This is a genomic window from Blastococcus sp. SYSU DS0973, from assembly GCF_054051055.1.
The window spans coordinates 74,637-94,667 of record NZ_JBJHAN010000004.1 but is presented as its reverse complement, the minus strand read 5'-3'; the positions used below and the strand labels follow the sequence as shown (position 1 = coordinate 94,667).

General features: G+C 75.0%; 19 protein-coding genes and 1 tRNA gene. 8 read left to right on the top strand and 12 right to left on the bottom strand.

Features of this window, described 5'->3' with window-relative positions:
* The first annotated feature begins 107 nt into the window (after positions 1-107).
* The gene (locus tag ACI791_RS09025) at positions 108-620 is read left to right on the top strand and encodes a hypothetical protein (protein ID WP_456585749.1); all 513 of its coding nucleotides are present in this window, start codon (positions 108-110) and stop codon (positions 618-620) included.
* 115 nt (positions 621-735) lie between these two features.
* Here ACI791_RS09025 and ACI791_RS09020 read toward each other — a convergent pair.
* The 3 genes from ACI791_RS09020 to ACI791_RS09010 all read right to left on the bottom strand — a co-directional run bounded on the left by ACI791_RS09020 (position 736) and on the right by ACI791_RS09010 (position 5,055).
* A tRNA-Met gene (locus ACI791_RS09020) sits at positions 736-812 on the bottom strand.
* Between the two features lie 74 nt (positions 813-886).
* Entirely contained in the window at positions 887-3,859 is a 2,973-nt protein-coding gene (locus ACI791_RS09015) for a UPF0182 family membrane protein (protein ID WP_456585947.1), read from the bottom strand.
* A gap of 173 nt (positions 3,860-4,032) precedes the next feature.
* On the bottom strand, positions 4,033-5,055 hold the full coding sequence (locus ACI791_RS09010; RefSeq protein WP_456585748.1) for a YlbL family protein: 1,023 nt from the start codon (positions 5,053-5,055) through the stop codon (positions 4,033-4,035).
* Positions 5,056-5,184: 129 nt separating this feature from the next.
* On the opposite strand from ACI791_RS09010, the gene ACI791_RS09005 reads away from it, so the two are divergent.
* A complete protein-coding gene (locus ACI791_RS09005) occupies positions 5,185-6,594 on the top strand; it encodes a zinc-dependent metalloprotease (protein ID WP_456585747.1) in 1,410 nt (469 codons plus the stop codon).
* On the opposite strand, the gene ACI791_RS09000 is transcribed toward ACI791_RS09005, so the two are convergent.
* Positions 6,591-7,181 carry a M48 metallopeptidase family protein gene (locus tag ACI791_RS09000; RefSeq protein ID WP_456585746.1) on the bottom strand — a complete coding sequence of 197 codons (591 nt, stop codon included), beginning with the start codon at positions 7,179-7,181 and terminating at the stop codon, positions 6,591-6,593. The two genes, ACI791_RS09005 and ACI791_RS09000, sit on opposite strands and share 4 nt — an antisense overlap.
* 399 nt (positions 7,182-7,580) lie before the next feature.
* Between ACI791_RS09000 and ACI791_RS08995 the strand changes: the two genes are divergently transcribed.
* The 3 genes from ACI791_RS08995 to ACI791_RS08985 all read left to right on the top strand — a co-directional run bounded on the left by ACI791_RS08995 (position 7,581) and on the right by ACI791_RS08985 (position 10,336).
* A complete protein-coding gene (locus ACI791_RS08995; RefSeq protein WP_012950213.1) occupies positions 7,581-7,733 on the top strand; it encodes a DUF5679 domain-containing protein in 153 nt (50 codons plus the stop codon).
* A gap of 104 nt (positions 7,734-7,837) precedes the next feature.
* Positions 7,838-8,947, top strand: a complete 1,110-nt coding sequence (locus ACI791_RS08990) for a ThiF family adenylyltransferase (protein WP_456585745.1) — start codon at positions 7,838-7,840, stop codon at positions 8,945-8,947.
* A gap of 66 nt (positions 8,948-9,013) precedes the next feature.
* A complete protein-coding gene (locus ACI791_RS08985) occupies positions 9,014-10,336 on the top strand; it encodes an ABC1 kinase family protein (protein WP_456585744.1) in 1,323 nt (440 codons plus the stop codon).
* 63 nt (positions 10,337-10,399) lie between these two features.
* Here the strand turns inward: ACI791_RS08985 and ACI791_RS08980 are convergent, their stop codons facing one another.
* The 4 genes from ACI791_RS08980 to ACI791_RS08965 form a co-directional block, all read right to left on the bottom strand.
* On the bottom strand, positions 10,400-10,564 hold the full coding sequence (locus tag ACI791_RS08980; RefSeq protein WP_347057809.1) for a hypothetical protein: 165 nt from the start codon (positions 10,562-10,564) through the stop codon (positions 10,400-10,402).
* Between the two features lie 80 nt (positions 10,565-10,644).
* Positions 10,645-10,860: a WhiB family transcriptional regulator gene (locus tag ACI791_RS08975; protein WP_456585743.1), complete on the bottom strand. Its 216-nt coding sequence runs from the start codon at positions 10,858-10,860 to the stop codon at positions 10,645-10,647.
* A gap of 293 nt (positions 10,861-11,153) precedes the next feature.
* Positions 11,154-11,474 carry a hypothetical protein gene (locus ACI791_RS08970; protein WP_456585742.1) on the bottom strand — a complete coding sequence of 107 codons (321 nt, stop codon included), beginning with the start codon at positions 11,472-11,474 and terminating at the stop codon, positions 11,154-11,156.
* A gap of 197 nt (positions 11,475-11,671) precedes the next feature.
* Complete coding sequence (locus ACI791_RS08965; RefSeq protein WP_456585741.1) at positions 11,672-13,666, bottom strand: ATP-dependent helicase; 1,995 nt, start codon at positions 13,664-13,666, stop codon at positions 11,672-11,674.
* Positions 13,667-13,852: 186 nt separating this feature from the next.
* Here ACI791_RS08965 and ACI791_RS08960 point away from each other — a divergent pair, with 186 nt between their 5' ends.
* From ACI791_RS08960 to ACI791_RS08950, 3 genes are all read left to right on the top strand, one after another.
* Complete coding sequence (locus ACI791_RS08960) at positions 13,853-14,119, top strand: mycoredoxin (protein ID WP_456585740.1); 267 nt, start codon at positions 13,853-13,855, stop codon at positions 14,117-14,119.
* A complete protein-coding gene (locus ACI791_RS08955; protein WP_456585739.1) occupies positions 14,116-14,757 on the top strand; it encodes an ANTAR domain-containing protein in 642 nt (213 codons plus the stop codon). The genes ACI791_RS08960 and ACI791_RS08955 overlap by 4 nt, the downstream gene beginning before the upstream one ends.
* Positions 14,758-14,819: 62 nt before the next feature.
* Positions 14,820-15,404, top strand: coding sequence for a uridine kinase (locus tag ACI791_RS08950; protein WP_456585738.1), 585 nt, complete (start codon positions 14,820-14,822; stop codon positions 15,402-15,404).
* 59 nt (positions 15,405-15,463) lie between these two features.
* On the opposite strand, the gene nudC is transcribed toward ACI791_RS08950, so the two are convergent.
* The 4 genes from nudC to ACI791_RS08930 all read right to left on the bottom strand — a co-directional run bounded on the left by nudC (position 15,464) and on the right by ACI791_RS08930 (position 20,031).
* Positions 15,464-16,378 carry an NAD(+) diphosphatase gene (gene nudC, locus ACI791_RS08945; protein WP_456585737.1) on the bottom strand — a complete coding sequence of 305 codons (915 nt, stop codon included), beginning with the start codon at positions 16,376-16,378 and terminating at the stop codon, positions 15,464-15,466.
* Positions 16,375-17,739, bottom strand: a complete 1,365-nt coding sequence (locus ACI791_RS08940) for a M16 family metallopeptidase (protein ID WP_456585736.1) — start codon at positions 17,737-17,739, stop codon at positions 16,375-16,377. The genes nudC and ACI791_RS08940 overlap by 4 nt, the downstream gene beginning before the upstream one ends.
* Positions 17,736-19,046, bottom strand: a complete 1,311-nt coding sequence (locus tag ACI791_RS08935) for a M16 family metallopeptidase (RefSeq protein ID WP_456585735.1) — start codon at positions 19,044-19,046, stop codon at positions 17,736-17,738. Before ACI791_RS08935 ends, ACI791_RS08940 begins: the two co-directional genes overlap by 4 nt.
* A gap of 91 nt (positions 19,047-19,137) precedes the next feature.
* Positions 19,138-20,031: a DUF2510 domain-containing protein gene (locus ACI791_RS08930; RefSeq protein ID WP_456585734.1), complete on the bottom strand. Its 894-nt coding sequence runs from the start codon at positions 20,029-20,031 to the stop codon at positions 19,138-19,140.

Sequence of the window (20,031 nt, the reverse complement as noted above, 5' to 3'; positions counted from 1 at the left end):
GCGTCGGCACGTGCCCGTGGGGAGCGTGTGACGCACCGGACCACGGACGGTCTGCACCGGAGCGCGCCTTCCCGGACGGCCCTGCCGGCCGACCTACAGTCCGTTTCGTGGCGGGGGACGTGGCGGTGAGCAGGTTCGTCGGTGCCCCGCAGCCGGTGGAGATCCACCACGGCGGCATCTGGTACTCCGGAGAGCTCCTCGGCTGGCGACACACCGACGGAGGCCGCGTCTCGGCCCGCGTGCGGTGCACCATCGACGGGCTGCGGCACTCGACGTGGAAGGACCTCACCGAGCTCCGGCTGCCCGACCCGGCGCACCCTCCCCGGCGGGAGCCCTTCCCCGCGCCGCCTGCCCGGCCGACCGTGGCCGGGGACACCGTGCCGGAGGAGGACCGCACGCGACCGCACACGCTGCTCGCTGCCCACACCAGCCGGCCACGGCCGCCCGCGCACGCGGTGACCCCTCCCCCGGCGGCGGAGCTGCGCCCCCTGCCGACGGCACACACGCACCCGGCGGCAGCGCCGGCGGGACTGCGTCCCACGCCGTACCGGCGGACGCCCCGGCAGGCCGACGAGTGGTCGCGCGACCGGACCGACGCACGCGCTGCCGGGAGGGGCTGAGCTCGCGCTGAGCCTGCGCCGCACGCCTGCACCACGGACGGGCAGCGCGCCGCTCCGGTGCACGACCACCCGCGAACGACGAAGGCCCGGCCCCTGAGGGGCCGGGCCTTCGTGGTGGTAGCGGGGACAGGATTCGAACCTGCGACCTCTGGGTTATGAGCCCAGCGAGCTACCGAGCTGCTCCACCCCGCGTCGGTAGGACCAGCATAGCAGCTCCGCGGGCGGGTGGACGCCGGGGTCGGCCCCGCCCGCCCGCGGAACTCCGGTCAGTCGCCCCCGGCGGCCGCCTGCTGAGCCTGCTGGTAGGCCGTCACGGCCTCCTGCAGGTCGGCCAGCGCCTGCCCCTGGGCGGCGAAGTCGCCCGCCCGCTGCGCGTCCGCGAGCGCCGCCAGCGCCGCGTTCATGTCGGCGACCGCCTGCTCGAGCCCGAGCGCCTCGGAGGAGTCCCCGCCGCCGTCTGCAGGGGGGGCCGTCGGTGCCGGAATCTCCGGATCCGCCGTCTCCGGCAGGTCCGCGGACGCGTCGCCGTCGGCACCGGTGTCGTCGTTGTCGACGGCCGACTCGCCAGCACCCGGCCCGAAGACCTGGTCGAGCGCCTCGGCGAGCGTGTCGGCGTAACCCACCCGGTCGCCGTAGTTGACCAGCACCTTCCGCAGCAGCGGGAACGAGTTCTCGCCGGTGCCCTCGACGTAGAGCGGCTCGACGTAGAGCAGGCCACCGTCACCGATCGGCAGGGTGAGCAGGTTGCCGAACACCGGCGTGGAGTCCGCGCTCCGGAACAGGTTCAGGTCGCGGGCGACCTCGTCGTTGGTGTTGAACGACTGCTGCACCTGCTGCGGGCCGCGGAACGGTGTGTTCCCCGGGAGCGTGAGCACCTGCAGCTGCCCGTAGGTGTCCGCATCGCTGGACGCCGACACGAAGGCCGAGAGGTTCTGCCGGTTGAAGGCGTTCAGCGCGCTCGTCAGCTGGAACGAGGCGCCCTCCTCACCAGGCCGCTCGGCGAGGATGTAGTACGCCGGCTGGGGCTGGTCGGTGTTCTGCGTCGGGTCGTCCGGCACCTGCCACCGGTCGCTGCCCTCGTAGAACGTGATCGGCTCGTCCACGTGGTAGCGGGTCAGGATGTCCCGCTGCACCTTGAACAGGTCCTCGGGGTAGCGGACGTGGCTGACCAGCTCGTCGGACATCGCGCTCTGCGGCTGCACGACGCCGGGGAACGCCTTCATGAAGGTCTGGAGAACCGGGTCCTCCTCGTCCCAGGCGTACAGCGTCACCGTGCCGTCGTAGGCGTCGACGGTGGCCTTCACCGAGTTGCGGATGTAGTTGACGGTCTCGTTCGGCAGCGCCGTCGTGCCCGTCCCGGTCAGCGCGTCGGCTGCGACCTCGCCCAGCTGGGTCTGCTCGGCGTAGGGGTATGCGTTCGACGTGGTGTAGCCGTCGAGGATCCACGTGATCTCGCCGTCGATGACCGCCGGGTACGGGTCGCCGTCGATCTCGAGGAACGGCGCCACCTTCTCCACGCGGTCCCTCGGGTTGCGGACGTAGAGGACCTTGGACTCCTCGTTGACCGCGCTGGAGAGCAGGAAGTTCCGCTCCCGGTAGTGGATCGCGTAGGTCAGCTGCCGGAAGAAGCTGCCGATCGCGACGCCGCCCTCGCCGTCGTAGGTGTTGTTGACCTGCCGCTCGTCGGAGCCGCCCTCGGGCAGGTCGAACTCACGCGGCGCGGCGCCCTCCGGCGCCCCGACCACGGAGTAGACGTCCTGCCCGGTCCGGTCCTGGATCAGCTCGCCGTAGTAGATCCGGCTCTGGTCGACGTCGATGGTTCCGCGGGTGGGCAGGTCGCGGGTGGTGAACCGCGGCTCGCCGCCCTCCTGGCCGGCGACGACCTCGTTCGCCGGCGCCGCCACGAACCCGTTGCCGTGGGTGTAGACGGTGTGCCGGTTGATCCAGGTGTCCTGGTTCTCCGACAGACCGGCGCTGTTGAGCTCCCGGACCGCCACCACGTAGTCGCGGGTCTCGCCGTCGATCGTGTACCGGTCGATGTCCAGCTTCTCGGGGAAGCCGTACACGTTGCGGATCTGCTGCCGAGCGGTGAACGTGTCCGAGAGGACGTTCGGGTCCAGCAAGCGGGCGTTCGGGATCGTCTCGGAGTCCTGCCGCAGGTCGGCCAGCGCGGCCTCGGGGTCGACCTCGTCGCCCGTGGTGTCCTGCGCGTAGTTCACGTAGTCGATGTCGGCGAGGTCGTAGGCGTCCCGCGTCGCCGCGATCGCCCGCTCGATGTAGGGCGCCTCCTTCTCGTTCGCGCTGGGACCGACGACGAACTGCTGCACGATCGCCGGGTAGGCGACGCCGATGACCAGGCTGGAGACCAGCAGCAGCACCAGGGCCGCCGCCGGCAGCAGGAAGTTGCGGACGACGATGTTGGCGAAGAACGCCAGCGCGCACACGGCAGCGACGAAGACCAGGATCGTCTTGGGGGTCAGCAGCGCGTTGACGTCGGTGTAGCTGGCACCGGTGAACACGTCGCCGCGGTTGGAGTAGACCAGCCCGTACCGGTCCAGCCAGTAGGCGACGGCCTTGAGTGCCAGGAAGACGCCCAGCAGCACCGACAGCTGCACCCGCGCGGCGGCGGTCAGCTTCTGGCCAGGGGTCTGCAGCCGCAGCCCGCCGAACACGTAGTGCGTCAGGAGCGAGCCGATCAGCGCGAGGATGACGATCGCGAACCCGAAGCCGAGCAGCAGCCGGTAGAAGGGGTAGTCGAAGACGAAGAACGACAGATCGATGCCGAACTGCGGGTCGGTCCGGCGGAAGTCGGTGCTGTTGCGGAACGACAGCCAGGTCTCCCAGCTGCTCTGCGCGGTGAACCCGGCGAACAGGCCGAGCACGACCGCGATGCCGGTCAGCACCAGGCCGCGGCGCGGCTCCAGCGACTGGCGGTAGCGCTCGAGGTTCTGCTGCTCCAGCGACATGGGCCGGAACGTCGGCCGGAACCGGTAGGCCAGGTACATGGCCAGCGCGGTCAGGCCGCCGGTGGCCACGCCGGCGACGGCGAAGAGCAGGGCACGGGTCTGCAGCTCGGTCCAGAAGACCTCGGTGAACCCGGTGGAGTCGAACCACAAGTAGTCGACGTAGACGTTGGTGAGCGTCCCGACGACGGTGAACAGCACCAGCAGCACGGCGATGGCGCCGATGACCAGCTTCGCGCGCCGCGACATGGTCGGTACCGGCACGGGGGGCCGCATGGCCACGAGCGGGCTCCTTCGATTTGCAGGCGTGGCCTCGCAGACCACGGGACGACCGACCGGGAGGTCGGGTGGTGCGGCGCCGGGGCGAGGCCCGGCCTCAAGGACAACGCACCGGACGGCGCGGGGTTCCCGGCGGCACCGTAACGCCGGTCAGAGGGGTCCGGGTGGGATCAGCAGCTCTCCGGGGTCCGGCCGGCGCGCACGTCGGCGAGGGCCTCCAGGGCGTCGTCCAGGGTCGCGACCCTGGCCGTCGGGACGCCGGTGTCGGGCGCCGCCACGGCCTCGGCGCAGTTGCCCTCGGGGACCAGGAAGACCTCGGCGCCGATGTCGCGCGCCGCCACCATCTTCAGCGCGATGCCGCCGATCGGCCCGACGTCGCCCTCGAGGTCGATCGTGCCGGTGCCGGCGATGACGGCGCCGCCGGTGAGGTCCTCCTCCCCCACGAGATCGAGGATCCCGAGGGTGAGCATCAGGCCGGCCGAGGGCCCGCCCACGTCGGCGACCTGGATGTCCACGTCGAACGGCGCCGCGGGCTGGTCGAGCACGGAGATCCCGAGCAGTGATCCCTCCCGGCCCTCCGCGGCCCCGGTGGTCACCTCGGTCGTGCCCGGCTCGCCGAGCCGGGTGTAGGTGACCGGGACCGAGGTGCCGGCCGGGATGCCGGTCAGGACGTCGGCCAGCACGTCGGTGTTCGGAACGGGCTGCCCGTCGACCGACTCCAGCGCGTCGCCCTCCTCGAGCCGCCCCTCCGACTGCGACCCCTCCGGCACCTCGCGCACGACCACCTTCTGCGGGTAGCCGAGCTCGCCGAGCGCCAGGCTCTCGGCCGCCTGCTCCGAGGTGAGGAACGCCTGGCGGTTGACCTGCCGCGTCTCCTCCTCGCTGCGGTCGGGCGGGTACACCGACTCCTCGGGGACGACGCTGACCTCGTCGTCGAACCACCCCCGCACGGCCTGGACGAGGCTGAGCCCGCCGCGGCTGACACCCACGGTGGTCAGGTTCAGGGCACCCTCGACCTCGTTGCGCTCCCTGCCCTCGACCGCGATGATCGGCTCACCGTCGATCTCGCCCAGGGTGTCGAAGGTCGGGCCGGGCACCTGCGCGACGTAGGGCACCGGCACGCTCGTGCCCAGGAGGCCGAACAGCAGCAGCAGCACGGCGCCGACGCTGAGGACGGCGCTCCGACGGGTCACGAGGGGCGAGCCTAGGTGAAGGCCCCCCGCCCCCCACCGCTCGCACGCGCACGGCGGCCCCTGCAGGGAGCCGTCCACTCCGAGCGAACGCATGCCCCCGGCCGAAGATCGCGCGTCTACCGTGGACGCATGAGCGACGTGCCGTTCGGCTTCGGCCCTCCCGACCGTGACCCCGAGCGCCGCGACCCCGGCCGCGGCGACCAGGGCGGCGACCCGTTCGGTCTCGGCGCCCTCTTCGGCGGCATGACCGGCGGGGGCTCGCCCGAGGACGTGCTCGGCAAGATGCCGCTGTTCGCCGAGCTGCAGAAGCTCATGAACTGGTCGGGCGGGCCGGTCAACTGGGACCTCGCCCGCCAGGGCGCCATCAGCCAGCTCGCGGCCGGGCACCAGCCGTCGTCGGAGCAGGAGCGCTCGGCGACCGCCGAGGCCCTCCGGCTCGCCGACCTGTGGCTGGACCAGGTGACCGAGCTGCCCTCCGGCATCGAGCGGACCGCGGCGTGGTCCCGGGTCGAGTGGGTGGAGCAGACGCAGCCGGCGTGGGGCGCGCTGATCGACCCGCTCGCCGAGCGCGTGGTTGCGGCCATGACCAGCGCCCTCCCCGAGGAGGCGGCCATGTCCTTCGGGCCGATCGCCGGGATCATGGGCCGCATGGGCGGGATGATGTTCGGCGCCCAGGTGGGGCAGGCGCTGGGCAGGCTGGCCGAGGAGGTGCTGACCAGCACCGACGTGGGCCTTCCGCTGGCCCCCGCCGGCACCGGGGTGCTCGTGCCGCAGAACCTCGCCTCGTTCGCCGAGGGGCTCGACCGCCCCGCCGACGAGGTGCGGCTGTTCGTGGCGCTGCGCGAGGCCGCCTCGCAGCGGCTGTTCGCGCACGTCCCCTGGCTGCGCCAGCAGCTCCAGGACGCCGTGCACGCCTACGCCCGCGGCATCACCATCGACCGCGAGGCGATCGAGCGGGGCATCAACGAGGCGATGTCCGGCGGCATGGGCGCCGGGCTGGACCCCAGCGACCCCGAGAGCATCCAGCGCCTGCTCGGCAGCGGCGTCCTCGAGCCCGAGGAGACCCCCGAGCAGCAGATGGCGCTGCGCCGCCTGGAGACCCTGCTGGCCCTCGTCGAGGGCTGGGTGGACGCCGTCGTGGCGGCGGCCGCGGCCGACCGGCTGCCCGGGCACGCCGCCCTCGCCGAGACGATGCGCCGCCGCCGGGCCTCCGGCGGGCCCGCCGAGCAGACCTTCGCCACCCTCGTGGGGCTGCAGCTGCGGCCTCGCCGGCTGCGCGACGCCGCCACCGTCTGGGGTGCGATGGGTCAGCAGCACGGCAGCGCCGACCGGGACCGGCTGTGGTCGCACCCGGACCTGCTGCCGACGTCGGAGGACCTCGACGAGCCGCTGGACTTCGTCGCCCGCCAGGGGCTCGACGACGAGCTCGCCGCGCTGACCGCCGACGACGCCGACCGCCCGGCGACCGAGGAGCCGTCGACCGACGACGAGCCCTCCGACGAACCCGGCGACGGTCCCGGCGAGGACCGGCGCGGCTAGTCCACGAGGTCGGGCGCCGGGCCCTCGCCGGCCGCACCGGCGGTGCTGGCCAGCTCGACGCCCTCGAGGAACCCGCGGGCCCGCTCGGCCCGCGGGTACCGGGCGACCAGCGCCCAGAAGCGCTCGTCGTGGCCGGGCTCGAGCAGGTGCACCAACTCGTGCACCAGCACGTAGTCGACGACGTACTCGGGCATCGACCGCAGCCGGCTGGACAGCCGGATGGTGCGGTCGGCCGGCGTGCAGGACCCCCAGCGACGGTGCTGGTTCTCCACCCACCGGACGCTGGCCGGTTCGGCGAGCCCGTCGAGGTGCGCGGCCGAGAGCGCACGGGCCCGCGCCAGCAGTTCGGTGTCGCCGCCGAGGGACCGCTTCCGCCGCTCCTCCCGGGTGCGCAGCTTGGCGACCATCTGGGCGACCCAGCGCTGCTCCTCGGCCGGGCTGAAGGCCGCCGGGATGAGCACCACGGTGCGGCCCATCTCCCGGTAGGCGGTGACCGTGCGGCGGCGGCGCGTGCTCCGGCGGACCTCCACGACGCCGTCGTCCGCCGGCTCGGGAAGGGCGGTCGCATCGCGAGTCGTTCCGGGCACGAGGGAGACGGTAGGACACCGTCCCGACGTGGCGCCTGCCCGGAGGCACCCGCTCGGGTGCAGGTCGCACGGACGGTGGACATGGCGGCCGCTCCACCCGGTGACGAGGCCCGCGAGCGGTGCGCCGTCCACACCCGGACGAGAGCATCCGCCCAGCTCGCAGCCGTGCGGGCAACCACATCGGGTGCGGCGTCCCCGACCCGTCCCCCGGTTCCGCACAGCGACACGCCTGGTCGTCCCCATGGGGTCCACAGGGTTGTCCACAGCTGTGGGTGGCCGGCCGCCGCTCCGCGCCTCCCGGCGCCCGCCGACGGCGTCACGGGACGCCCGCGCGGGTAGCGTTCTCGCGCAACGGCGCCCGGCGTGCGAGCCGAGGCGCCCCGGAGACGAGGAGATCCCGTGGCGGAGAGCTACAACGGCTACTGCGTGAAGTGCAAGGAGAAGCGCGACTTCGACGGCGAGGTCAAGGTCAGCGAGTCGGGCCGCCGCATGGCGCAGGGCACCTGCCCCGTGTGCGGCACCAAGATGAACCGGATCCTCGGCAAGGCCTAGGACCACCGGCACGTCACCACGGCGGCGTCCCCTCGGGGGCGCCGCCGTTCGTCGTCCTGTGGACGACGGACCCGCGAGCGCCGCCCGGCTGCGACCCTGCCGGGGTGAGCGACAACGCCCATCCCCTCCTGCCCCCGGCGACACCCCTGCTCCTCGGCGACGGCGCGAGCGTGCAGGTGGGCGGCGTCGACTCCACCGACGGGCTGCTCCTGGAGCCGGCCGCGGGAATGGCGCCGTTGCTGCGCGGCCTCGACGGGCGTCGCTCGCAGCGGGCCGTCCGGGCCGACGCCGTGCGCGACGGCCTGGACCCCGGCCTCGTGGACGCGGTGCTGGACGCCCTGCGTGCCGGCGGCCTGCTGACCGACCTGGACGCGGCCGACCTGATCGCGATGGGTGCGGGCCCCGCGGCGGCCGCGCGCGCAGCGGTGGAGCTGCCGTCGGCGGCCGCTGCCCCCCGCTCCTCGGCGTGGCGGGCCCGGCGGCTGGCCACCGTGGTGGTCGAGGGTGCGACCCGCGCCGGCACCCCGCTCGCGGCGATCCTGGCCGCTAGCGGCATCGGCCGGGTCGTCGTCCGGGACCCCGGCGTGGTCAGGGCGGCCGACGCGGTGGTGGGCGGGCTGACCGCCGCCGACGAGGGCCGGCCCCGGTCGGTCGCAGCCGCCGACGCGATCCGCCGGGCCAGCCCGCTGACCGACCTCGGGCCTCTGCCCGCCGGACTGCTGCCCGACCTGACCGTCCTCACCCGGCCGTGGGCCGCCTCCGACCCGCTGGTCGCCGTCGTCGACGGGCCTCACCTGGTCGCCACCGTGCGGGGCGAGACGGGCGTCGTCGGACCGCTGGTCGTGCCGGGCTCCACCAGCTGCCTGCGCTGCGCCGACCTCCACCGCCGGGACGCCGACGCGCGCTGGCCCCGCCTCGCCGCCCAGCTGACCGCCACGGAGCCACCCCCGAGCGGCGCCACCCTCACCTGCCTGCTGACCGCGCTCCTGGCCGCCGGTCAGGTACTGGCCTTCCTCGACGACTCCGGTGCGCCGGTGACGCTCGGCGCCACCCTCGAGCTGCGGCCACCCGATCTGCTCCCCCGCCTGCGGCGATGGCCGCCCCACCCGGCCTGCGCCTGCGGCGCTGCCGCTGCCGACGGCTCCCCCTCCGGGCACGACGTTCGGCCCTCTCCCCGGCAGGACCCCGGTGGAACAGGCGACAATGGCCGCTGAGCGAGCTCACGGGCTCACCGGGCACGACACGGCGCCGCCACGACCTGGCGCCGGCGAGGAGGATGCGTGAGTGACGAGCGACCGGTGATGCCACGGGGGTCGGTCGCGCGGACCGCGCGCCTGGCGTCCCTGCCCCTGGGCGCCGCCGGCCGAGCCACGCTGGGTTTCGGCAGACGCTTGTCGGGCCAGTCCGCCGACACGGTGAACGCCGAGCTGCAGCAGCGCACCGCCGAGCAGCTCTTCGCCGTGCTGGGGCAGCTCAAGGGCGGCGCCATGAAGCTCGGCCAGACGCTCTCGGTGTTCGAGGCGGCCGTGCCCGAGGAGATGGCGGCGCCCTATCGGGAGGCCCTCACCAAGCTGCAGGAGGCGGCGCCGCCGATGCCGGTGCGGACCGTGCACGGGGTGCTGGCCCAGCAGCTGGGCGGCACGTGGCGGCAGCGCTTCGCCGAGTTCGACGACGCGCCGGCCGCGGCGGCCAGCATCGGGCAGGTGCACCGGGCCACGTGGCGGGACGGCCGCGACGTCGCGGTCAAGATCCAGTACCCGGGCGCGGCGACGGCGCTGATGAGCGACCTCAACCAGCTGGCCCGGTTCGCCCGCCTGTTCGCGGCGGTCTTCCCCGGCCTGGACGTCAAGCCGCTCATCGCCGAGCTCAAGGCCCGCGTGGTCGAGGAGCTCGACTACGGGCTCGAGGCCGACGCCCAGCGGGCGTTCGCCGCCGCCTACGCCGGCGACCCGGAGATCGCCGTCCCCCGGGTGGTGGCCAGCGCCCCCAAGGTCGTCGTCTCCGAGTGGATCGAGGGCAACCCCCTGTCGCGGATCATCGCCGCAGGGAGCCGGGAGGAGCGCGACCGCGCCGGTCGGCTGCTGGCCACGCTGCACTTCTCCGCGCCGCAGCGCGCCGGGTTGCTGCACGCCGATCCGCACCCGGGCAACTTCCGGATCCTGCCCGACGGCCGGCTGGGCGTCATCGACTTCGGCGCGGTCGCCCGGCTGCCCGACGGGCATCCCGAGCCGATCGGGCGGCTGCTGAACTGGGCGCTGGCCGGTCGCGCGGCGGAGGTGCTCGCCGACCTGCGCACGGAGGGGTTCGTGCGGCCGGGGGTGGACGTCGATCCCGAGGCGGTGCTCGACTACCTGCGCCCCCTGCTGGAGCCGGTCACCGGCCATCACTTCCGCTTCACCCGCGCCTGGATGCAGGAGCAGGCGATGCGGATCGGGGACCCGCGGACCGAGGCCAACCGCCTGGGCCGGCAGCTGAACCTGCCACCGGCCTACCTGCTCATCCACCGGGTCTCGATGGGTTCCATCGGCGTGCTCTGCCAGCTGGACGCAGCGGCCGACTGGCGGGCCATCCTGGAGGAGTGGCTCCCCGGCTTCGCGGAGTGACGGCGCGGCCCGGGCACCTTGGCGGGCCCGGGCCGCGGGGCGGTCGGGAGGACCGCGATGTGCTCAGTGCACGGCGGCGCTGGCGCGGGCGGCCCGGCGGACCGCACGCTCGGCGCGACGGGCGGCCCGGCGCGCCAGGTAGAGACGACGGGCGCGGCTGGCGGCCATCGCCTCGGCCCGGAGCTCGTGCATGCGGCTGCGGGCCATCTCGTGTTCGAGCATGTACACGGCTGCTTCCTTCGACGGAGTCGGCGGTCTGGCCGCCGGGATGCTGGATGTCGTGGTGCTGCTGACGGACGCCGCGGGGCTCATGCGGCGACCACCTTGCGGGGGCGGCCGCGGGGCCGCTTCCGGGCGATGACAGCCCCCCGCTCGAAGATCTCGCCGCCCCAGACGCCCCACGGCTCGGCGCGCGACAGCGCGCCGGCCAGGCAGGACTCCCGGACCGGGCAGTCCCCGCAGAAGCTCTTGGCGAGCTCCAGCTGGGCCGGTGCCTCGGCGAACCACAGCTCGGGGTCCTCCACCCGGCAGGGCAGCGGACGCCGGACCGGCGCGGGTGGCAGCGGTGGGCGTGGCCGCCGCCGGTGGGGTGGGCGGGAACCGGTCGGCGTGGCGCCGTCGGTCCAGGGGAGCCCGGGCCGGCGGTGGGACGTCGGGGGGTCGATCGTCTGCTGCACTGCCGCTCCTCCTCGTACTCGTCGGGCACGGCCGGCGGGGGTCCGCCGACCGACGTCGGGGCCGGGAGCCGCGGAGGAAAGAAGAAGGCCGCGGATCCCGGGGTTCGGGTTCCGCGGCCTCGAGGAGGACCGGTGAGCGGCTAGCTCAGCGGTCTCCCGGGGACTCGGAGCCCGGGGGTGGTGGCGTCGTTCTGGGGCAGGTACGTGGGTGCGAGAAAGCGCTCGACGACGTGCTGCGACGCGGGGCGCCGGATGGCGACCGGGGCGACGCGGGACGGGCCCGTGCCGGCGGTCGACCCGATCAGGCCGGTGGCCACGTTCCCGCGGGTGCCGGCGGCGACGGACGGACCGGTGCCCTGGATGAGGAGGGTGGCACCGGTCGTGCTCAGGCCACCCTCGCGCACGTCGGCGCCACCCCGCACGAGGAGGTCGGAGGCGGCGGCCCAGGCCATGCTGGTCATCGAAGCTCCCCCTCCTTCCTGGGCCCGCGCCCCGGCCGGTCGGCCGGGCGCGCAACGGGGTGCAGCTCGTGTGCGACGGGACACTAGGACCCCGCCGGAACCGGGGTCAATCGAATTGATCGTGGTGTCTCCGAACGGAGTTCCCGCCGGTGTCGGAACCGCCTGCCGTCGCCCTCGGCGACGGCATCCTCACCGGATCAGCCGGTGACGGCGGCGAGCACGTCCTCGCCGTAGAGCTCCAGCTTCCGGGCCCCGATGCCGGGCAGCCCGGAGAGCTCCCGCAGGCTGGCGGGGCGGGTCTCGGCGATGGCCTGCAGCGTGGCGTCGGTGAAGACCACGTAGGCCGGCACCGACGCCGACTGGGCGGCCTGGCTGCGCCACGCGCGCAACCGCTCGAACAGCTCGCCGGCCTCGCCCTCCAGGACCACCTTGGGGCGCTTGGCCGCGCGGCGGGCCGGCGGCGCGGTGGGGCCGGAATCCGGCGCGAGGCCGTCGAGGAACCGGCTGCGCGGCCGCGAGCGCCGGCCGCCGGGGTTGCGGGCCAGCGACCAGGACAGGGTGAGCTGCTCGCGGGCACGGGTGACGGCGACGTACAGCAGCCGCCGCTCCTCCTCGACGGCGACCGGCCGGCTCAGCGACTGCGCGATCGGCAGCACGCCGTCGACCAGGCCGACGACGAAGACGGCGTCCCACTCCAGCCCCTTGGCCGCGTGCATCGACGCGAGGGTGACGCCCTGGACGGTGGGTGCGTGCTGGGCGTCGGCCCGCTCGGCGAGGTGGGTGACGAAGCCGGCGAGGTCCAGCGACGGGTTCTCGGCGACCAGGTCGACGGCGAGGTCGACCAGCGCGGCGAGGGACTGCCAACGGTCCCGCGCCGCTCCCCCAGCCGGCGGCCGGTGCTCCACCCAGCCCGTGGAGGCCAGCACGTCACGGACGGCGGGCACCAGCATGCCCGGCTCGTTCCCCCCTGCCGCGGCCCCGCGGAGCAGCAGCACCGCCTCGCGGACCTCGGGCCGCTCGAAGAAGCGCTCGCCACCCTTGAGCACGTAGGGCACCCCGGCGTCGGCCAGCGCCGACTCGTACACCTGCGACTGCGCGTTGATCCGGAACAGCACGGCGATCTCGGCGGCGGGCGTCCCGTCGCCGATCAGGGACTTGCACCGTGCGGCGACCGCGGCGGCCTCGGCCGGCTCGTCGGGGTGCTCGACGAACGCCGGCTCGGGGCCCTGGGGCCGCTGCCCCAGCAGGCGGAGCCCCGGCAGGCCCTTGCGCGGCGGCGCCTGACCGATCAGCCGGTTGGCCAGGCCCACGACCTGCGGGGTGGAGCGGTAGTCCCGCTCGAGCTTCACCACGGCGGCGTCGCCGTAGCGGTCGGCGAACCCCAGCAGGTAGTCGGGGTCGGCGCCGGTGAAGGAGTAGATGGTCTGGTTGGGGTCGCCCACCACGCAGATCTCGGCCCGGCCGCCCAGCCAGGCGTCGAGCAGCCGCTGCTGCAACGGGTTGACGTCCTGGTACTCGTCGACGACGAAGTGCCGGTACTGCGCACGCACCTGCCGGGCGACGTCCGGGTGCTCCTCGAGGGCGTAGGCGGTGACCAGCAGCAGGTCCTCGAAGTCCAGCGCCCCGTCGCGCTGCTTGGCCTGCTCGTAGCTGGCGTAGACGGCGGCGACGGCGGCGGGCTCGAACGGCGCCTCGCGGCCGGCCGCCTTCGCGCGGGCCGGGTAGTCCTCGGGCGTGGCGAGGGTGGTCTTCGCCCACTCGATCTCGCTGGCGAGGTCGCGGAGGCTGGCCCGGTCGGTGGTGAGCCGGTTGCGCGTGGCGGCCGAGGCGACCACCCGCAGCTTGTTCTCGATGAGCCCGGGCATCGGGCCGCCGAGCACCCGGGGGGCGAAGTAGCGCAGCTGCCGCATCGCGGCGGCGTGGAAGGTGCGGGCCTGGACCCCACCCACCGCGAGCGCGGCCAGTCGGGCGCGCAGCTCACCGGCCGCCCGGGCGGTGAAGGTCACCGCCAGCACCTGCTCGGGGACGTAGGTGCCGGTGTGCACGCCGTAGGCGATGCGGTGGGTGATGGTGCGGGTCTTCCCCGTACCGGCACCGGCCAGGATGCAGACCGGCCCGGACACCGCCTGCGCCGCCGTGCGCTGCTCGTCGTCGAGGCCGTCGAGCACGGCCTCCGCGTCCGCATGCGCCATCGCCGGCGTCCCTCCGCGTTCCTCGCCCACCCGTCCCGCAGGAGCCGTCGGCCCCCGGCCACGATCCTCCCAGCCGGCGTCGACGGCGGCGGGAAGCATCCCCAGGAGCCACTCGTTGACACCCACGCACGCGCCACCCCGTCCCGGGGCTGGACCCGCCAGGCACGAACAGGGAGACTCCCCGCGATGACCACGACCCCCGGCACCGCCGTCACCATGTACACCACCACGTGGTGCGGGTACTGCGTGCGCCTCAAGAAGCTGATGCAGCGCGAGGGCATCGAGTTCGCCGAGGTCGACATCGAGACCGATCCGCAGGCCGCGGATCTGGTCATGCAGGCCAACGGGGGCAACCGCACGGTTCCCACGCTGGTCTTTCCCGACGGCAGCGCGCTGACCAACCCCAGCATCGACGCGGTCAAGGCCCAGCTCGCACGGCTTCCGGAGGCGTGAGCTCCGTGGTCCCCGGCCCCCGGCACTCCGACGAACTCGACGGGCCCGTGCGCCCCGGTGCGGCACCCCTCCGTGCGGGCGGCGCCGGGGGCCCGCTGGACGACGACCGGCCCCGGATAGCCCTGACCCGGGTCACCCGCGGCTGGGTCGTCGTCCCGCTGTCCGCCGGGGCGGTCGCCGGTGACCCGGTCGACGGTCTCGTCGAGGGCATGACCCTGGCCGACCTCGTGGCCGACGAGCTGGGCGCCCTGCCCGAGCCCGACCGCACCGCCCGGCGTTCGGCGCGCGGCCCGGCCGGCGCGCCCGCTGGGACGGGCCCGGTGGACGCGCGGATCGCCGCCCTGGAGCGCACCGTCGCCCAGCTGGAACACGCGCTGGCTTCCCGGGTGTCCACCGAGCGCGCCATCGGCGTCCTCGCCGAACGGCACGGCACCAGCCTCCGGACGGCGTTCGAGGGGCTGCGCCGCGACGCGCGCACGCAGGGCCGGCCCGTCGTCGAGCTCGCCCGCGAGGTGCTCGACGGCCTGGCGCCCGATGCCCCCGCCGCCTCCGCCCCGGTCACCGCGGCGCCCGCGCCCGCCCCGCGTCCGGTCCCGGTGCCCACCGGTGCCGTCGCCACCGCGGACGGTCGGCCCTGACCCAGCCGGAGCCGCTCTCCCCCGACGCCCTCGCCGACCGCCTCGCCGCGCTGCTGGCGGACGTGCCCGCCGAGCCGGGCGCCACCGCGCTGCGGGTGGCCGTGGACGGACCCGAGCTCGCCGCGCCCGAGGCGCTCGCCGCCGCGGTCGCCGATCGCCTGCCGGCGCTGGGCCGCGGGGCCGTCGTCGTGCCCGCCACAGGCTTCTACCGGCCCGCCTCGCTGCGGCTGGAGCACGGCCGGACGGATCCGGATGCCCGCTACACCGACTGGCTCGACGTGGGCGCGCTCAACCGCGAGGTCCTCGCCCCGGTCGGGCCCGGCGGGTCGGGCGAGTACCTGCCGGTGCTCTGGGACCTGGAGCGGGACCGCGCCGCTCGGGCCCCGCGACGGCCGGTGCCGGCCGGTGCCGTGCTGCTGGTCGCCGGCGCGCTCCTGCAGGGCGCCGGCCTGGCCTTGGACGTCGTGGTGCACCTCCGGGTGGCCCCCGCCGCGCGGCGGCGGCGCACCCCGCCCGACGAGGCGTGGGCGTTACCGGCCTACGACCGCTACGACGACGAGGTGGACCCCGCGGCGCTCGCCGACGCCGTCGTGCTGGCCGATCACGCCGACCGCCCGGCGCTGGTGCTCGGCGGCCGCTGGGCTTAGCGGCCGGCCTGCACGGTCCCGCCGCGAGCCTGCGAGTGGTGGGGGGCAGTCGGGCCCTCTCAGCGAGGGGTGGGGGGAAACTCGTCCTTGATCCACCGGTCGAGGATGTGGCGGGCGATCGAGATCGACGGCGGCACCGCGAGCTGCCCCTCCGGCGTCCGGAGCTCCTCCCGGGTGAACCAGCGCGCCTCCTCGATCTCGGTGGGATCGACGCGGATCTCCTGGTCGCCGTGGACCCGGGCCACGAAGCCCAGCATCAGCGACTGCGGGAACGGCCACGGCTGGCTGGCGACGTAGCGGACGTCGGTGACCCGCAGGCCCACCTCCTCCTCCACCTCGCGCGCGACCGCCGCCTCGGCCGACTCCCCCGGCTCGACGAAGCCGGCCAGGATGGAGAACCGCCCGGGCGGCCAGGCCGCCTGCCGGCCGAGCACCACGCGGTCGGCCCCGTCGTGCACCAGCATGATCACGGCCGGGTCGACGCGCGGGAAGAACTCGACGCCGGTGGTCGGGTCGCGCTGCGTCCAGCCGGCCCGCTCCACGGTCGTGGCGGCACCGGTGAGCGGGCTGAAGCGGTGCCGCTCGTGCCACTCCAGGATGCCGATGGCCTCGACGAGGAGGCCGGCGTCCAGGTCGCCGAGCGCGGTGCCGAGGTCGCGCAGGCCGGCCCACCGGTCGACCGGGCGGCCGTTCACCGTCAGCGACCGCTCACCGCGGACGGCGGCGTAGGGCACGCCGCCGTCCTCGCCGAGGTAGACCGCGCCCGGGGGCAGCCCGGGGCGCTCGTCCCAGACCAGGACCGGACCCCACGGGCCTTCCTGCACCGGTACCGCGCGCTGGGCGTCGACGGTCAGGACCCGCACCGGACGGCCACCCGTCGGGTCGGGCAGCAGCCGGGCCAGGTGCGCCCGGTCGTGCCCGCTTCGGGAGAGGACCGGGCGGCTGTCGTCGCCGGCGCGGGAACCGGAGGTCATGCCTGCTCGCCGCTCCGGTTGACGGTAACCGGCGCCAGGACGCCGAGCTCGGCGGCCACCCGGCCGGCGTCGCCGACGACGACGGCGGTCAGCGCCTCGGGCGCCAGGTAGCGCGCGGCCGCGGCCTGCACCTCGTCGGCCGTGACGGCGGTGAGGTCGCGTTGGTGGGTGGTCAGCCAGTCGGCCGGCAGGCCGGTGCCCAGCAGGGCCGAGAGGGTGCTGGCCAGGCCCGCGTGGGTGGACGTCGACAGCGCCATGCTGCCCAGGATGTACCGCCGGGCGGCGTCGAGCTCCGCCTCGGTCACCGGCGTCAGCGCCATGCGCCCCAGCTCGTAGAGGGTCTCCAGCAGCGCCGGACCGGTGACCTCCGTGGCGACGTCGGCCTCGACCAGGAACGACGACGACGCCCGCTGGTGCTCGATGCCGCTTCGGGGGCTGTAGCTGTAGCCGCGGCGCTCGCGGATGTTCTCGACCAGCCGGGAGGAGAAGTAGCCGCCGTAGACCATCGCGGCCAGCCGGGCCGCGGGCAGGTCGGGGTCGGTGCGGCTGGGCGCCGGCCCGCCCAGGCGGAGGTTCGACTGCACCGCGCCCGGCCGGTCGACCAGCTCGATGCCGTCGGCGCGCTGCTCGGCGACCGGCGGGGCCTCCACCGCCTTGCCCGTGCCGTCCCACCTCTCGAGGGCGGCGGCCACGGTGTCGACCGCGGCCCGCGGGTCGAGGTCGCCGACGAGCACGAGGATGCTGCCGGCCGGCAGCACGCGCTCGCGGTGCAGCCGGCGCAGCGCCGGCGCGCGGACGGCGGAGACCAGCCCGGCGTCGGGCAGCTGGATGGCGTACGGATGGGTGCCGTACCGCCGGGCGGCCAGCGCCGTGCGGGCGATCGTGCCCGGCTGGGTGCGCGCGATCGCGATCCGCTCGGCCAGCCGGTCGCGTTCGCCGTCGACCTGGCCGGCCGGGTAGCTCGCGCCGGTCAGCAGCTCGGCGACCAGCTCCAGCACCGGGCCGAGCCCACCGGGCAGCAGCGTGGTGCCGAACAGCAGCCGGTCGGCGTCGGTGCTCACCGACAGCTCGGCGCCGTGGGTCTGCAGCAGCTGGGCGATGGCGGTCTGGTCGTGCCGCGCAGTGCCGAGCAGCACCGCACCGGACAGGACCGCGCCCCGCGCGGCGTGCACGCCGGCGTTGCGGGCGCTGGGCGCGGCGAACGGCACCCGCAGCCGCAGCTCCACCAGCGGGACGCCGGGCCGGGGCACGACGACCACGCGCAGCCCGTTGGCCAGCGTGGTCTCCTCCGCGACCGGCGTCGGGTGCGGCCGGGGCTCGCCCAGCGGCGGGATCAACGGGCTCTCCTGGATCGTGGTCATCGGGCGCCCCCCGCCGGTCGCAGCTCCAGCACCGCGGCGGTGCCCGGGTCGAGCCCGCGCGCTGCCACCTGGACCGCCTCGGGCGTCACGGCGGCGAGGCGCGCGGCCAGCTCGCCGGCGAGCTCGGCGCGCCCGTGGACCAGCTCGGCGGCGGCGAAGGCGAGCGTGCGGCCGAGCACGGAGTCGGCCTGCTGGAGCAGCTGGGCCTCGACGCGGGCCTGCACCCGGCGCAGCTCGGCGGCGTCGACGCCGTCCTCGGCGACGCGGCCGATCTCCTCGTGCACCGCGGCCATCACCCGGTCGGCCGGCACCGCGGCCGGGTGGTGCACCTGGGTGGTCAGCAGCGTCGCGTCGCGGACGTCGAAGGGGTCGCCGAACAGGCCCACGTAGCTGCTCTGCGCGATGGCGATCCGGTCGTCGTGCACCAGCCGGCGCTCGAGCCGGGAGGCGTCGCCCTCGCTGAGCAGCTCGGCCAGCAGCACGCTGCCCAGGTAGGTGTCGAAGTCACCGACCGGGTCGGGGACCCGCCAGCCGATGGCCAGCGCGGGCGCCGGGGCCAGGGCGTCCTCGACGACCGCCGAGCGCACCGTGGCGGGCGACGGCTCCCCGGTGTACGGCAGCGGCGGGACGTCGCGGGCCGGGACCGGCCCGAACCAGCGGCGCACCAGCTGCTCGGTCTCGGCGACGTCGAGGTCCCCGCCGATGCACAGCACGGCGTTGCCGGGCGCGTAGTAGCGGGAGAAGAAGTCGGTGGCGTCGTCGACCGTGGAGGACTCCAGGTCGACGAAGGAGCCGTACCCGTCGTGGGTGTTGGCGAAGGTCTCGAAGGCGACCTGCGGCAGCTGCAGCCAGGGAAAGGCGCCGTAGGGCCGGTTCAGCACGTTGACCCGGATCTCCTCCTTCACCACGTCGATCTGGTTGCGGAGGTTCTCCTCGGTGATCGCCGGGGCGGCCATCCGGTCGGCCTCGAGGAACAGCGCGCGCTCCAGCGCCTCGGCGGGCAGCGCCTGGAAGTAGTTCGTGTAGTCCTGGTGGGTCGAGCCGTTGAAGGTGCCGCCCGCGGCCTGCACCAGCCGGGCGTGCTCCATCTTCGCGACGTTGGCCGACCCCTGGAACATCATGTGCTCGAAGAGGTGGGCGAAGCCGGTCCGCCCCTCGGGTTCGTTGCGCATCCCGACGTCGTAGTAGACGCTCACCGCCACCACGGGCACGCTGCGGTCGGGGGCGAGGACCACCCGCAGACCGTTGTCCAGCGTGAATCGTTCGATCGGGTGCCGCAGGGTCAGTTCGGTCCCAGCTGCAGTCACGCGCCCGACACTACGACGACGTCACCCGCCGGGTGACACCGCGGCCACTGGCCGTCCCCACCCGTGGTGAGCCCTGCCGCCGCGTCCCTGGTCACTCCAGGACGTCGACGGCGTCGAGCACCTGGTCGATGACGCCGTAGAGCTCGGCGTGGGTGTTGGGGATCGACACGTAGAGCAGCGCGGGCGCCGGGCGGCCGACGTCGACGAGCAGCAGCGCGGCACGCTCCCCCGAGGCGTCGTACCCCTCGACGTCCCAGCTCAGCGCGAACTCGTAGAGGTGGGCGGCGTGCCCGTCGACCGTGCGGGGCTCGTCGCGCAGCACCTCGCGTTCGTTCGGGCCGGGGTAGTAGTTGGCCCGCACGCTCTCGGCCAGCGCCCGCGTCGTCGTCTGCAGGGTCGACGGGCCGGCCCAGCCGTACCCCTCCGCCACCGGGCCGGAGGTGCACTGGGAGATGAAGATGCCGCCGTCGGGCGTGCCCTCCTGGGTGGTGAAGTACTGGCCGGCGGTCGTCGTCGTCTCCAGCTGGAGGCCGAGGTCGAACTCCGACCAGCCCTCGCCCAGATAGGGGTAGGAGATGCCCGAGGCCTCGTCGACGATCCGGACGGTGCCCGGTGGGAATGCCCGCCCGGCGGCCGGTGGCGGCCCCGCCCCCAGGTCCTGCGCGGTGGTCGTGGCGGTCCCCCGGCCGTCGTCCGGGCGCAGCACCAGCACGGCGACGACGACGGCCACGACGAGCGCGACCACCGAGCCGGCCGCCACCAGCGGGCGGAACCACGGGCGCGCCGCGGCCGGCGCCACGGGCGGGACGACCGCTGCCGGCCGCTCCGTGTCCGGGCCGGTGGGAGCGCGGTGCACGGTGACGCCGGGACCGGCGGGCATCATGACGTCGGACCAGCCCGCGCCGTTCCACCAGCGGACCGTGTCCGGGACGCCGCTCGGGTCGGGGTACCACCCCGGGGCGGCGCCCTGCTCCACTCCGGTCAC

Bases quoted from the DNA above. Each gene is read 5' to 3' on its own strand.
- ACI791_RS09005 (WP_456585747.1), top strand. From the start codon at position 5,185: ATGAGCGACGTGCCGTTCGGCTTCGGCCCTCCCGACCGTGACCCCGAG.
- nudC (WP_456585737.1), bottom strand. From the start codon at position 16,378: ATGACCTCCGGTTCCCGCGCCGGCGACGACAGCCGCCCGGTCCTCTCC.
- ACI791_RS08965 (WP_456585741.1), bottom strand. From the start codon at position 13,666: ATGGCGCATGCGGACGCGGAGGCCGTGCTCGACGGCCTCGACGACGAG.
- ACI791_RS08960 (WP_456585740.1), top strand. From the start codon at position 13,853: ATGACCACGACCCCCGGCACCGCCGTCACCATGTACACCACCACGTGG.
- ACI791_RS09015 (WP_456585947.1), bottom strand. From the start codon at position 3,859: ATGCGGCCCCCCGTGCCGGTACCGACCATGTCGCGGCGCGCGAAGCTG.
- ACI791_RS08970 (WP_456585742.1), bottom strand. From the start codon at position 11,474: ATGACCAGCATGGCCTGGGCCGCCGCCTCCGACCTCCTCGTGCGGGGT.
- ACI791_RS08940 (WP_456585736.1), bottom strand. From the start codon at position 17,739: ATGACCACGATCCAGGAGAGCCCGTTGATCCCGCCGCTGGGCGAGCCC.